The organism is Bacillus sp. ABP14 (assembly GCF_001831375.1).
Classification (GTDB): Bacteria; Bacillota; Bacilli; order Bacillales; family Bacillaceae_G; genus Bacillus_A; species Bacillus_A paranthracis.
Map to the genome: position 1 here is coordinate 4,592,220 of NZ_CP017016.1, position 14,036 is coordinate 4,606,255.

16 protein-coding genes are annotated in these 14,036 nt (G+C 38.3%); 8 read left to right on the forward strand and 8 right to left on the reverse strand.

From position 1 onward, the window contains the following. Both BGI23_RS24100 and BGI23_RS24110 read left to right on the forward strand, forming a co-directional pair. Entirely contained in the window at positions 1-267 is a 267-nt protein-coding gene (locus BGI23_RS24100) for a DUF3055 domain-containing protein (protein WP_000392606.1), read from the forward strand. Positions 268-639: 372 nt separating this feature from the next. Next, positions 640-1,137 (forward strand): hypothetical protein, encoded by a 498-nt coding sequence (locus tag BGI23_RS24110; protein WP_001174568.1) that lies wholly within the window; start codon positions 640-642, stop codon positions 1,135-1,137. Between the two features lie 36 nt (positions 1,138-1,173). Here the strand turns inward: BGI23_RS24110 and BGI23_RS24115 are convergent, their stop codons facing one another. Beyond that, positions 1,174-1,476 carry a YutD family protein gene (locus BGI23_RS24115; protein WP_000435941.1) on the reverse strand — a complete coding sequence of 101 codons (303 nt, stop codon included), beginning with the start codon at positions 1,474-1,476 and terminating at the stop codon, positions 1,174-1,176. 118 nt (positions 1,477-1,594) lie between these two features. On the opposite strand from BGI23_RS24115, the gene BGI23_RS24120 reads away from it, so the two are divergent. Continuing rightward, the gene (locus BGI23_RS24120) at positions 1,595-2,173 is read left to right on the forward strand and encodes a YhcN/YlaJ family sporulation lipoprotein (RefSeq protein WP_000744038.1); all 579 of its coding nucleotides are present in this window, start codon (positions 1,595-1,597) and stop codon (positions 2,171-2,173) included. A gap of 37 nt (positions 2,174-2,210) precedes the next feature. On the opposite strand, the gene BGI23_RS24125 is transcribed toward BGI23_RS24120, so the two are convergent. Then, positions 2,211-2,942, reverse strand: coding sequence for a MerR family transcriptional regulator (locus tag BGI23_RS24125; RefSeq protein ID WP_001241001.1), 732 nt, complete (start codon positions 2,940-2,942; stop codon positions 2,211-2,213). Positions 2,943-3,027: 85 nt separating this feature from the next. Here BGI23_RS24125 and BGI23_RS24130 point away from each other — a divergent pair, with 85 nt between their 5' ends. After that, positions 3,028-3,843, forward strand: a complete 816-nt coding sequence (locus BGI23_RS24130; RefSeq protein WP_002163480.1) for a YhfC family intramembrane metalloprotease — start codon at positions 3,028-3,030, stop codon at positions 3,841-3,843. On the opposite strand, the gene BGI23_RS24135 is transcribed toward BGI23_RS24130, so the two are convergent. Next, entirely contained in the window at positions 3,823-4,338 is a 516-nt protein-coding gene (locus BGI23_RS24135) for a hypothetical protein (RefSeq protein ID WP_070807085.1), read from the reverse strand. The genes BGI23_RS24130 and BGI23_RS24135 overlap by 21 nt on opposite strands. Before the next feature lie 256 nt (positions 4,339-4,594). Between BGI23_RS24135 and BGI23_RS24140 the strand changes: the two genes are divergently transcribed. Both BGI23_RS24140 and BGI23_RS24145 read left to right on the forward strand, forming a co-directional pair. Beyond that, positions 4,595-5,149: a histidine phosphatase family protein gene (locus BGI23_RS24140; RefSeq protein WP_070807086.1), complete on the forward strand. Its 555-nt coding sequence runs from the start codon at positions 4,595-4,597 to the stop codon at positions 5,147-5,149. 74 nt (positions 5,150-5,223) lie between these two features. Beyond that, positions 5,224-5,703, forward strand: a complete 480-nt coding sequence (locus BGI23_RS24145) for a YbaK/EbsC family protein (protein ID WP_000272743.1) — start codon at positions 5,224-5,226, stop codon at positions 5,701-5,703. 20 nt (positions 5,704-5,723) lie between these two features. Here BGI23_RS24145 and lipA read toward each other — a convergent pair whose 3' ends face one another. Then, positions 5,724-6,620, reverse strand: coding sequence for a lipoyl synthase (gene lipA / locus BGI23_RS24150; protein ID WP_070807087.1), 897 nt, complete (start codon positions 6,618-6,620; stop codon positions 5,724-5,726). 189 nt (positions 6,621-6,809) lie between these two features. Between lipA and BGI23_RS24155 the strand changes: the two genes are divergently transcribed. Then, complete coding sequence (locus BGI23_RS24155) at positions 6,810-7,793, forward strand: M23 family metallopeptidase (RefSeq protein WP_046198697.1); 984 nt, start codon at positions 6,810-6,812, stop codon at positions 7,791-7,793. Between the two features lie 36 nt (positions 7,794-7,829). Here the strand turns inward: BGI23_RS24155 and yunB are convergent, their stop codons facing one another. The 3 genes from yunB to BGI23_RS24170 form a co-directional block, all read right to left on the reverse strand. Continuing rightward, on the reverse strand, positions 7,830-8,561 hold the full coding sequence (gene yunB, locus BGI23_RS24160; protein WP_070807088.1) for a sporulation protein YunB: 732 nt from the start codon (positions 8,559-8,561) through the stop codon (positions 7,830-7,832). Positions 8,562-8,615: 54 nt separating this feature from the next. Beyond that, on the reverse strand, positions 8,616-8,918 hold the full coding sequence (locus tag BGI23_RS24165) for a YunC family protein (protein ID WP_000248464.1): 303 nt from the start codon (positions 8,916-8,918) through the stop codon (positions 8,616-8,618). Positions 8,919-8,983: 65 nt separating this feature from the next. Beyond that, the gene (locus BGI23_RS24170; RefSeq protein ID WP_369805092.1) at positions 8,984-10,399 is read right to left on the reverse strand and encodes a bifunctional metallophosphatase/5'-nucleotidase; all 1,416 of its coding nucleotides are present in this window, start codon (positions 10,397-10,399) and stop codon (positions 8,984-8,986) included. A gap of 533 nt (positions 10,400-10,932) precedes the next feature. Between BGI23_RS24170 and BGI23_RS24175 the strand changes: the two genes are divergently transcribed. Then, a complete protein-coding gene (locus BGI23_RS24175) occupies positions 10,933-12,123 on the forward strand; it encodes an IS256 family transposase (RefSeq protein ID WP_044790599.1) in 1,191 nt (396 codons plus the stop codon). Between the two features lie 501 nt (positions 12,124-12,624). Here the strand turns inward: BGI23_RS24175 and sufB are convergent. Continuing rightward, entirely contained in the window at positions 12,625-14,022 is a 1,398-nt protein-coding gene (gene sufB / locus BGI23_RS24185; protein WP_001118823.1) for a Fe-S cluster assembly protein SufB, read from the reverse strand. Positions 14,023-14,036 lie beyond the last annotated feature (14 nt).

Consider the following 14,036-nt stretch of genomic DNA (forward strand, 5'->3'; position numbering starts at 1 on the left):
ATGGAAGAACGTTTCTTTCTGTACGACGACACTGTCGCTACAAAAACTCGTTTCGTTAGCTTTATGGGAGAAAATGAGCGTCATGATTTAGCGCTACTATACTCCGATCGTCATTACGGTAAAACAATTGTCCTTGATATGCAGCGTAATAAATTTGCAATCATCGGCGCCGACGATTTAAACGAACCAGGCTACTTAGAGCACGCATTTTCTATGACTGAAGAAATTGCAGAAGAACTACGCTCATTTTTATTTGAACTTATATAATTTATCTTAGGCACCAGCTTTTTAGCTGGTGTTTTTTCGCTTTAAGTATTTTGAATTTTCAAATCTTTATGTTATAATGAAGAATAAATCTATTTGGATAGAAAGGACGTTATCTACGTATGCCAACATTTACTTTGTAATGGACCAGCAATTGGATAGCATTACTCTCAAAAAAGCACCACGCTTTTTCAAGGGAGTAGTCTGCCCATTCCCATTACAAAGGAGCGTAACGCATCTGTAGTATGATGTTTACGGAGGTTCCTCTTTGGGGAACCTCCTTTTATTTTTATCTATTTCTCCTGTCTTCATACTACAAGACATCCAAATAGCTGTATTACGCTCCTTTACCACTACTATAAGAGGTGAAGGAAAATGCAGAAAGTACAACTTTCTTGGAGTTTATATGAAAACGAGCAAAACACAATCGAAAAGTATTGTAAAAATTGCAGACGCACTACCCTATTTACTGACACAAATATTCGTAGGCATAACGCCAACGGAAAAAATATATATCGTTTTGCCATTTATAAATGTCCGAAAGATCATACGTGGAACCAAAAGCTTCGTATTTATAAATCATTTACTGATCATGTGGAAACAATCGATATGACGCAACAAGATCAAACAGAAACAACTACTACCATTTCCATTACACAGCATAAAGAAAGTGGCATAGCCGAAATCACGATTGTATTAGACCTCGTTTTCGGTTCCCACCGAATGGATAAAGCTTTATCCACATATATTTCCGACTGGAGCCGTACACTCATTGTGGATAAAATTAAAAACGGGGATATTCAATTGAACGGACAACAAATGAAACCAAATACAATACTTTCTGAAGGCGATTATATATCAATTTGTTTATAATGCAAAAAATCCTCTTACAATCGTAAGAGGATTTTTTTACTTCTTCACTTTTCGTAATACGAAGTGTGCACAACCGAAGTTACAATACTCGTATAAATACTCCGATAACGTACTAATTTTCGTATCATATGTCGCACGTTGGTTACTATCATCAAAGAAACCGCGCAATCTAAGTTGCTCATAACCCCAGTCTCCAACGATATAATCATATTTATTTAAAATTTCTGCATAACGCTCTTTAAATGCTTCTTCACTAAAACCGTCACGAAAGTTTTTAATTACTTCGTACTGCACATTATTAATGCTCACCGTAGCATGAATCTCTTGCTTTTGCTCCATCATTAACTTCCTCTCTAAGCATTCTTCTTTTTATCGTATCACAAAGCATACCAACCAACAATTTCAAATACAAAAATTTGCAAATTAGTGCATGCTATGGAGAAGGAGGTGATACATCGTGAAAAAACAAATTATACTTTCTCTTCTCACTCTTTCCTTATTTGCAGGCTGCCAATCAACGAATAAAGCCGAAATGGAACGTGAAGAAGGAAGTCGTGTTCTTGTTTCCAACAAAAACGACATGTATCATACGGAAAATACAAATACACGATTAACGAGAGTCGGTTATTCATCTAAACAAAAGCATGAAGTGTCTAATAAACAAGTAGGAGCCATTAACCGTGAGAAAGTTGCTGAAATGATTACAAGCATGACAGTCAAACTCCCTGACGTTACAAATGCTGCTACGCTCGTTACAGACGATGAAGTATTTGTTGTATACCGTGCAAACACAACGGATCCGAAACTCGTAGCGGATCAAGTATATAGAGCTGCTTTGTCCATCGTCCCTCGCTACTATAAAGCATATGTATCAACAGACCAAAAGTTGATTTCTCAAATTCAAGGGCTCCAATCTGGCGCATTAAATGATACAGAATATACGCAAAGCCTCGATATGTTAAAACGTGAAATGAGTAAAAATCCTCATTTGAACAATACGGGGGATCAGACTTTGAATGATATGATAAAAAAATAAAGAAGGTGGAGAAAACCTCCATCTTCTTTATTTTTTACTATTTCTTACGATTTGCGTAAACCTCCATTGCATCACACATAAACTGAGCTAATCCTTCACCAAACTTATCGATATTTTTCGTAAAGCGCTCATCAGCGACGTACATTTGACCAAGTCCTTTAAAAGCATCTAATGAATATTCACCGAATTTTTGCAAGTAATTGTACCATACTCCAATTGCTTCTTGTGCCTCTTTAGAATCTGGTGCTCCGTGTCTAAGCGCCGCTAAGTTTCTGTAAATCGTATTAAACTCTTCTTGGTTTTCTTTAGACATACCTTTCGCATATTCATTCGCTTTATCTACAGCTGCGTCTCCCCATCTTTCGCGTGCTTCTTCTTCGTACGGATTATGGCTGAAATCGAAGCCTTCAAATTTCTCTTTATTCGTCATTTCAATCTCTCCTTTTGTATGCTGAATTGTTTTATCAATCGTCGCAATCACTTTATCTAACCTAGCCCGCTTTTCAAGAAGCATTTTCTTATGAAGCTGCAATGCTTCTTCCCGGTCAAATGATGGACTCATGATAATTTCTTTAATTTTCTTCAAAGGGAAGCCTAATTCTTTAAAAAATAAAATTTGCTGCAGCGTCTCTAAATTTTCATTGGAATACAGACGATATCCAGACTCTGTCGTCTCATCTGGGGTTAACAACCCAATTTCATCGTAATGATGCAGTGTGCGCACACTAATTCCAACTAAATTAGCTACTTCTTTTACCTTCATTGCCATGTGTATCTCCCCCTTACTACATACGATAAAGTATGACGCAACGTTAGAGTCAATAAGTAAATTCATTTTCTTTATAAAATATTTCATGCATAATAGATATGTACATATATTAGAAAGCGGTGAAAATATGGTTTCAAATACTGTAATTGCCAGCATCATCTTTCAACTCATTGTCTCGATTCTGGTCCCAATTATTGTACTCGTTTATTTCCGTAAAAAATATAATATAAATTGGAAAGTAGTCGGTGTTGGTGTTCTTATCTTTATCGGATTTACCCAAATTCTCGAAACACCATTCCACCTATTTATGCGCGGTAATCCAGCAATCGCTCCAATTTTAGAAAATCCATTTGTCTTCGCACTTTATGGCGGACTCACTGCTGGTATTTTTGAAGAATTAGGACGCTTTGTTGCCTTCTTCTTCTTACTAAAAAAATATCAAGAATATAAAGATGGCTTCGCTTACGGAATTGGTCACGGCGGCATTGAATCCATTTTAGTTGGCGGATTCTCTGCATTCCAAGCACTTATATTTGCGAATTCAATTAACAACGGTAGCTTCGCCCAGATGGTCGAAAAAATGCCAGAACTAAGCCGCCTACAAGACATGTTAATTCAGCAACCTGCCTACTTATACTTCCTTGGCAGCTTAGAAAGAATTATGGCACTCGTGCTGCAAATCGCCTTTACAATGCTTGTTTTATACGCAGTAAAACAGAAGAAGTATATCTTCCTTGTGTACGCTATACTATTCCACGCACTTGTAGACTTCTTCGCGGCACTTTACCAAACGAAAACAATTAACATCTTTGTTGCAGAAGGAATCACCCTTCTCTTCACAATTGGCGCTATCATTCTTATTCGTAAAATGAAAGAGAAATTAATGAGTGTGCCAAAGTAAAAATAACCCGCCTGTTGGTGGGTTATTTTTATAAAGATTATCATAGCGATGATAACTTTTACCGCTTTGCAGCTCCTTCTTTGTTTCTGCATCTATAACGATGTACTTGTGTAACTCTTCTACTTCATTTTGAGAAAAGGAAGCGAAAAAATAAACTTGGCGATCAGGGTGAATAAAAGAATCTTGAAGCACTACTTCACCCCGACAACCCGCGGCTGTTTTTTGTAAAAAGGAAAATTCTTCGTCGGGTACTTCTTTAAATAAAATCTTTTTTCGAACACTATACGCTGCATTATTGTATTCTTTATACATTTTCTTATCTAACTGTTCGTAAAACACATCTTCGCTCACAAATGACTTATTTCGATTGCTCGGATAATCTAACTTTTGATTGGATTGTGCATATGTTGTGGACAGTTGTGAGAGAAAACAAATCACAAATACAATACATAGCATTTTTTTCATCATTGCACCTCGATTTTCTATTATCCACATTACTTTTCCACATATTTAGATCAATATGCCGTTTCCAATAAAGTGAAACTTTAATCAGTGGGGGTTTTCTTCATCCCCCACTGATTATCAGCCCTCACCAATCGGACTTTAATGGGCAGCCCGACCCCCACCTAACTTCTTTGCTTGCGCTGAATTTTGAGGTGGGGGTCTTACTGCCCATTAAAGCGGGATAAAAAGGAATTTTTTCCGCATTTGTCGAAGTATATAGCGTCAACTTGAAAGATGGGGATGAATTATGAAGAAAATCATTGTAATACGACATTGTTCAGCCGCTGGACAAGAACGTCATGCCGAATTAACGACCGATGGAAAAAAACAAGCAAACACCCTTGCTACATTCCTCTTAGAAAACCAACTACAAATAGATCATATTATTTCAAGCCCATTTGTGCGGGCTATCGATTCTATTCGGCCCTATGCACTCCAAGCTAATTTGTCTATCCAAGAAGATGAACGATTAGCTGAACGCATATTAAGCGACGTTCCAATGGACGATTGGATGCAAAAACTAGAATCTACTTTTACAAATATAGATATTGCCTTTTCAGGCGGAGAGTCAACAAAACAAGCAACGGACCGTGCTATATCGCTTATCGAAGACGTTTTAAAATTAAACCATACTACAATATTACTCGTTACACATGGAAACTTACTTACGCTCATTTTAAAGCACTTTGATCATACGATCGGCTTTCATGAATGGAGAGCTTTAACGAATCCTGATATGTACGAAATTACAATTGATGAACAATGTAGCCTAAAACGATTATGGAAAGCACCGTCCAAGTAATATCTCTTTCCAACACATTCAGTTGACGCCACGAGAAGAAACTGTACCAATAATAGAAAGGGGTATCACTCCATATGTACGAAGATGTACTTGCTTTACTACATAAAACAAATGTTTCTTATGAAAAATTCGAACACGAACCGGTACTCGATTATGAGACAGATCGGATCGTACGCGAGAGGCTTGGCTTACAAGGTACTCCAAGTAAAAGCTTATTTTTAAAATCAAAGGCTGGAGATTATTACGTATTTTTCACGTTAGAGGGCACAAGGCTTAACCGCGGAGAGATGAAAGAACTAACAGGAGAACGCTTATCTCTCTGTTCCGCTGATGAACTGCGAGACAAAACTGGTTGTACGCCAGGATGTGTAGCTCCTTTCGGGTATTCACACGATGTAACAATTATTGTGGATAACGCTATTTATACGTACGATAAAATTTTAATTACACCTGGTGTACCTGAATTTACAATTGAATTATCCACAGAAGAATTAAAAAAGATTTTATTAACATGTTCAAATACTGTTTTGGAGTACAAACAAAAAGAGAGCTAATCATTAGCTCCCTTTTTTCATTATTTTGCTTCTGCTGTGTTTTCTTTTGCAGAACGAACTTGCTCGTCCGCATGGTAAGAAGAACGCACAAGTGGGCCAGCTTCACAGTGGCTAAAGCCTTTGCTAAGTGCAATTTCTTTTAGCTCTGCAAATTCCACTGGTGGGTAATATTTAAGAACTGGTAAATGCTTCTTAGATGGTTGTAGGTATTGTCCAAGAGTTAAAATATCCACATTGTTTGCACGTAAGTCATCCATTGCTTCAATTAAATCTTCTCTCGTTTCACCTAAGCCCACCATAATGCTCGATTTAGTTGGAATATCAGGCTGCATTTCTTTTGCTCGACGTAAAAACTCTAATGAACGATCATATTTTGCTCTAGCGCGAACTCGGTCAGATAATCGACGTACTGTTTCAATGTTATGGTTTAAAATATCTGGTTTTGCATCCATTAACATTTTTAAGTTTTCTTCTACTCCACCCATATCAGATGGTAATACTTCGATTGACGTAAATGGATTTTTACGACGTACAGCGCGTACTGTTTCAGCAAAAACAGCTGCTCCACCATCTTTTAAATCATCACGTGCAACCGCTGTTATAACAACGTGCTTTAAGCCCATTTGTACTACAGAATCTGCTACGCGTTCTGGCTCTTGTAAATCAAGCTCAGTTGGTAAGCCTGTTTTAACCGCACAAAAACGACAAGCACGTGTACAAACCGCACCTAAAATCATAAATGTTGCTGTTTTTCTTACAGCCCAGCATTCATGAATATTCGGACATTTTGCTTCCTCACAAACTGTATGAAGATTTTTAGAACGCATCATTTTCTTTAAGCCTGTATAGTTTTCATTCGTGTTTAACTTAATTTTCAACCATTCGGGCTTGCGCTTATATTCTGTTTGTTTTGTCATGGTTATCAACTCCGCACAATATGAAATAGTTTACCGTGTTCGCTTCTTTCAATGTAACATATCTATTCTAACGTATGAAAGCGATTTGCTCAAATGAAGATTCTAAGATTTTTTCCAATCGTTCCCTATAATGAAATACTCCGTATATCCCACACTAAAAAGAGTGATGATGTGAAAGGAGTCTATTTCATGCTTCGAAAAATTTCTCTTTTGCTTTCGATTTGCTTTCTTCTCCACCAAAACATCGCTTACGGTGAAGATAATCAGCAAAGCATATACGAAAAGCGCATGGCACTATATAAAGAAACCGAGCAATCTTCAGGCATTCCGTGGTATTACTTAGCTGCAATGGATCAATACGAAAGAAATATACGGAGCGTAAGAAAAGATATTCCGAAAAAACCAGATGCCATCATTTCCCTTTATTTCAAACGAGAAATATGGGCTGGACCTGTTAATGGTAACGACACTCTCCCCCATACAATTGCTCTATTTGGCGGGTTAGGTTTAGATGGTGACAAAGATGGATTTGCAAATGCAAATAACGACCGTGATCTTTTGCATACAGCAGCAACGATTTTAAAGAAACAAGGAACGTCAGAAGAACGCATTAAAATCATGCTCTGGGAATATTATAGACGTGCAAAAACAGTTGATTTAATTACCGAATACGCCCAAATTTATAAACATTACGGACGTATTAATTTAGAAGGAAATGCGTTCCCTCTTCCGATTCGCAGTGACCATAGCTACCGTAGTACTTTTGGCGCTGGAAGAAGTTTTGGGGGAAGAAGGGTTCATGAAGGAACCGATATATTCGCAGGCTATGGCGTACCAGTAAGATCCACTTGCTATGGCATTATTGAAACAAAAGGCTGGAACCGCCTTGGCGGATGGCGCATCGGTATTCGTGACCTTCATAACAATTATCATTATTACGCTCACTTAGGCGGATTCTCAAAAGAAATACAGCTTGGACAAATTGTCGAGCCTGGAAAAGTAATCGGATTTGTTGGTAGCACCGGTTACGGCCCTCCCGGCACAGCTGGAAAATTCCCGCCCCACCTACATTTCGGCATGTATAAAGACAATGGTTATACAGAATGGGCTTTCGACCCCTACATGCACTTAAGTCTTTGGGAGCGAAAAGAACGCGCGAATACAAAACGATAACCGTAGCACATTGCTACGGTTATTTTTTATATTCGACTAACTATCCGTTTTCTTTTTATCAGGTACAACAACACTTCCGCTTCCATAATACGTAGGCACTTCCCCTTGAACGATGCGCGTCGCAATTGGAACATTTTGTTTCACTTTTATTTCTTTCGTATGAAATGGAATAATGACTTGCAACGTTACTTCCATCTCCATAATAATTTGAATAGCTGTCGTATTGATTCCGTGCGGCTCAATTTTTTGTTTAATATCCGTATTTACATGACCAATCGTTGTGAAATCAATTGGAATGTCGGGTCCGATATTTCCAAGAAGCGCATTATTTGTTACACGGCCAAACGGAACTGCCATCGTTGCCCCATTTTTTTCAGAAATACCTAGTCCATTCAAATTCCCTTGTTCTACTTGCTGTAAATACTTTTCTATGTATGTGGTCGTTGACGTTACGATTTCATTTACTTGCTTCGTATTTAAATTAATTGTGGATACTTTCCCGTTTTTATCATTTTGTACTTTCATTAATGAATCGACATCGAATCCCTCATCAATTCTATCTTTTACCGCCTTCGTCATAACCGCTGTCGCCATTTTATGTGTCTCTACTTCTCCATATTTCATTAACGTCGGCTGAATGCTGCTATTCACAATCCATAATCCTTGTACGAGTAATATGACAAAAAGAATAAACGACATAAGCAGTATGTGCCGAAAGGAAATAGGCCCCCCTCGAAACCGCGAATTTTTCGAACGAAATATACTCATAAAAAAACCTCCTTCTTATATCATTTCTATGCAAGAAGGAGGGACGATATATGCTTATCTCATTTTTAATAATGCTTCTTTTCCGATTGTGCCAGCCGTAATACCTAAAGATTCGGCTTCAATCGTTACTGATTCTAGCGGTGCTTCAAGAAGTTGTTCAATCGTTCTTACACCAACCGCGCGGCCAGCAATAATACCACGATCTCCTAACTTCTCATTTAAAAGACCTACATCTAATGCACCGCACATAATATATCCTTTATCGCTCATTACAGCTAGCAAATTTGTCTTTGGAAGTTTGACGCTAACCGCAATAAACGTATAATTATCGATTATAATTGGCTCCACATTAACCATAGTTCACACTCCTCTCTTTCTTATCTGTATGACAAGAGAAAAATGAGTGTTACAAGTTAACTAGCCTATAGTTTGACAGAAGATGTATAAGTTATTAACATGTCTGTTAACACATCTCGAAGTAGTTCTGGCATATAATATTGTTTGTTAGAAAGTGTGGATAGCTCTGGGTATAAGTACCCAAATGTAAACATATCAATCGTTCCGACTGTATATATACGATCTAACTCAAGCGATTCTCCGTTAATTAATACATCTTCGAGTAAAATTTTATTCCCGGGAATCATATCTGGAATGACTTCTACACCAGCGTAAATCATTTTCCCCATTACTTTCCCCCGAAATCCAAACCCTTTTACCTCAAGGTTCTCCATATTCGGGCGACGTGCTTTCAAGATCACTTCTCTTAACGTTTTCCCCGGCACTTTTAATAGGCATGGATTAATTGGATGTGGACAAATTCTGTGAATATCTCCGCGCGTCACAACGCCTTCTTCTAATTCTTCAAGAAGTACACCAGCGTTCACCATGCCAATCTCTGCACCGCACCAGTTTTTCAGCGCATTTGCTAACATGTGCGAAAATGCTGTCTCATGAAACCAATCAACCGGTAATGATTCCTTTAAATGAACGACAGGCTCTTCCATAATATGTTTACTTTCTTCCTGCAGCGCTTCAATTGTGGATAATGGTTTGTTATAAGCACCTAAACGTTCAGTCTTAATCGCTCTACCATCCTTTTTCAACAGCTTCTTCGTCTCTTTATCCACAGTAAGCTGAACGTGCCCAACGTAACGTCCCCACTTTTCACAACAGCAAAGTAACGTATTATTCATAAGAACACCACGCTCAAATAAATGATGCGTATGTGCCCCTAAAATAACATCTATATCATACTGCTCCGCCATATGCTCATCCATGCTTTTTCCAAGGTGAGAAAGGACAACCGTTATATGAGCCTCATCTCTCACTTCTTCTAAAATAGACTCTAAATGCTCGATTGGATCTTCAATATGCCAATCTAACATTTGATAAAACTCTGGATACGCAACCGTTAATCCGATAAAAGCAATCGTAATCCCATCTGTCGTTGTATGTAATTTATAAGGCTTTGCCCACTCTGGACGTACTCCTTCTTTTTCAAATAAATTCGCGACAAGCACCTCAAATCCAGCATCATCATATAGACGATTCAAATGCTCCTTCGCTAACGTAATTCCTTCATTATTTCCGATCGTTACATAATCATATAACGCCTCATTTAAAAGCTTCGTATTGCCAAGCCCATTCGTCGCTTCCGAAATACTATGAAAACGATCCACATGATCGCCGATATCTACAGTCAAAACAGTCTCTCCCGCTTCCTGTCTTCGCTTTTTCTCTCCTTGTACAAACCGAGAAATTTGCGGCCAATTTTCAAAATGACTATGTATATCGTTTGTATGATAAAGGTGGATAATTGTTTCTTTATTTATATTCAGAGAAAAAACCTCCTCTCAGTTCCTTACTGCCATTTACGCTATGCGTACGCAATAATCCTGTAAATACTTTTCGTCTTTTCTTGCTATTTTACATTGTACTCGCATTGTGAGAAAAAGCAAAAGATTGCCCTTTTTAATATGAAAACTTTATTTTTCTAGTTTGTGGATTAGTTGATAAAGCGAGGATTTTTGAGAATTTTTTTGAGTGGTTTTGCAAGTATTTTGGTGGATTTCCCCCATGGGTTTGTCAGTATCTTAGCATCAACTACTTCAATTCGGCGCTTTATGAATAGGTGCTCCTCTTTCCTCTAAATATTGAGGGGTATATGCCCGCTCTGCTATGTCGTAATTTGTTGATAAGTCGATATTCCTTGTCGAATCGTCGATATATTGAAATAATCGCTGATATATTCGGAGTTATCGTCGATATATTGATGATGTATAAAAGTATGTGTAAACATTTTTAGGCAAAAAATAAGGCAAAGTACCCCCTAGGTTTATCCAGAACCTAAAATGAAAGGAGACTTTGCCTCATGCCTAATAATAGTATACCCAATTTAGACTTAGGTAAACAAATTGAAGCTATGGTAAAAGACTTTGTACAAGAGAAATTAGAAATGATTCTTAGAGAGGAAATTCAAAACTTCCTAAAGACAGAACCTCAAAACGAACCTAATTCTAAAAATGGTTATTATCAAAGAATGTTGGATACAAAGTTTGGACGAATAGAAGATTTGTCTGTCCCAAGAGATCGGAACGGTGACTTTCAAACCTCCTTATTTCAACCGTATCAACGTCGTGACGGTTGGTTAGAGGAAGCGGTTCTAAGTCTATATCAAAGCGGTGTAAGCACACGACAAGTCGGGAAGTTTGTAGAACGTTTATTAGATGGTAATCCTTACTCAGCTACTACTGTATCTAATATTACCGAAAAGATTAGGAATGATATCGAAAGTTGGCAATCCCGTACATTAGAGTCGAATTACACCGCACTCTATTTAGATTGCTTATTTTTCAGTGTGCGCCGCGATACGGTTGAAAAAGAGGCGATTTATATTGCCTTAGGCATTACGTTGGAAGGGAAGCGTGAGATCTTAGGGTTTTACGTTGGTGGGCGAGAATCGGCAAGTGGTTGGCGAGAGATTCTAGAAAATTTACATGAGCGAGGCGTAAAGAACGTCTTACTAGGTATTTTCGATGGATTAACTGGCTTAGAAACAGCGTTTCTAAGTGTATATCCGAAAGCGGATGTTCAACGTTGTGTTGTCCATAAAATGAGGAATGTATTGTCTAAAGTAAGAAAATCCGATCAGAAAGAAGTCTCAAGTGATTTTAAACAAGTGTATAGAGCTGCAGATTTACCAAGTGCGGAAGAAGCGTTTCAAATGGTCAAAGAGAAATGGGGCAAGAAATACAAAAAAGAAGTGGATTCATGGGAAAAAGATTTACCTGTTCTTCTTACTTTTTATAAATATCCAAAAGAGATTCGATCTTATATTTACACAACGAATATGATTGAGCGAACTATTAAAGAAGTCAGAAAGCGTTTAAAGACAATGAATAGCCTTCCAAGTATAGAATCCGTGGAGAAAATCGTATATTTAGTATCAAATAATTATAACAATAGTTGGACCACTAAACGGACAGCTGGATTTGGTCTAGCCCATGAAAAAATCTATAAACTATTTAAAGAAAGATATGGAGAAACAGAGTTATCGGAGTAAAATACCGTTTAAAAAATGGTATGTGAAAAGTGAAGCTAGCTTCACTTTTCACATACCAAATCATTATAAATTCATACTGGATAAACCAATGTATTGGGCCTTATCAAATTACACAGACTTCTTGACGGAACCGATATATTTGAAAAATCGCTGATATATTTAGTCAGAAACCCACCTGGGTATCTTGGCTACCCCCATCCCAAGCCCAGCTCACACAATAAGAAAGCGCCCTGCACAGCAGGGCGCTTTCTTTATATATTATCCAGTTCCAGCGGCTAGAATGTTCGGTGGCTTCACTTCTTCCTATGAGGCAAAAAGCGCCTCTACGTCAGAAGCTCCATCCCCCTCACATTCTGGACGAGCCGCCTCCACTTTAAATATGTCCAGCTTCGCCTCCTAGACCCTCATGTCTAAGAACCTTCCGCACGAGAAGATAAAAAGCATCTTCTGTGCGAAAGAACCTTAGCCAACGGGTCTGAACAGTCGGCTCCGCATTTCTATTTAACCAATAGAACCTTCCATCTCAAACTTGATTAGGCGGTTCATTTCAACTGCGTATTCCATTGGAAGTTCGCGAGTGAATGGCTCGATGAAGCCCATTACGATCATTTCTGTAGCTTCTTGCTCAGAAATACCGCGGCTCATTAGGTAGAATAATTGTTCTTCTGATACTTTTGATACTTTCGCTTCGTGCTCAAGTGAAACGTAATCGTTTTTGATTTCGTTGTAAGGAATTGTATCAGATGTAGATTGGTTATCCATGATTAACGTGTCACACTCGATGTTAGAGCGAGAGTTTTTCGCTTTTGGTCCGAAGTGTACGATACCACGGTAAGTTACTTTACCACCATGCTTCGCAATCGATTTAGAAACGATTGTTGAAGACGTGTTTGGTGCTAAGTGAATCATTTTCGCACCAGCATCTTGGTGTTGGCCTTTACCAGCAATCGCGATAGATAATGTTAAACCACGAGCACCTTCGCCTTTTAAGATAACTGCTGGGTACTTCATCGTTAATTTAGATCCGATGTTACCGTCAATCCATTCCATCGTTGCGTTTTCTTCACAAACCGCACGTTTTGTAACTAGGTTGTATACGTTGTTCGCCCAGTTTTGGATTGTTGTATAACGGCAATATGCATCTTTCTTAATGATGATTTCTACTACCGCACTGTGAAGTGAGTTAGTCGTGTAAACAGGTGCTGTACAACCTTCTACGTAGTGTACGTGTGCGCCTTCGTCTACGATGATAAGCGTACGCTCGAATTGTCCCATATTTTCAGAGTTAATACGGAAATACGCTTGAAGTGGTGTATCAACTTTCACACCTTTTGGAACATAGATGAATGATCCACCAGACCAAACTGCAGAGTTTAATGCTGCGAATTTGTTGTCTGTTGGTGGGATTACTTTTCCGAAATGCTCACGGAAAATATCTTCGTTCTCTTTTAATGCGCTATCTGTATCTTTGAAGACGATTCCTAGAGCTTCTAGGTCTTCTTTCATGTTGTGGTATACAACTTCAGATTCGTACTGTGCAGATACACCAGCTAAATATTTTTGCTCAGCTTCTGGAATACCTAATTTATCAAATGTAGCTTTAATTTCATCAGGTACTTCATCCCAAGACTTCTCAGATTTCTCAGATGGTTTTACGTAGTACGTAATTTCATCGAAATCTAAGTCGTTTAAGTCGCCGCCCCATTGTGGCATTGGCATTTCGTAGAACTTATCCAGTGATTTTAAACGGAAGTCTAACATCCACTGTGGTTCTTCTTTCATACGTGAAATCTCTTCAACGATCTCTTTTGTTAAACCGCGTCCAGCACGGAAAATCGAAACGTCTTTGTCTTTGAAACCATATTTATAATCGCCGATATCTGGCAGTTGCTTCGCCATGTTGGTGTGTCCCT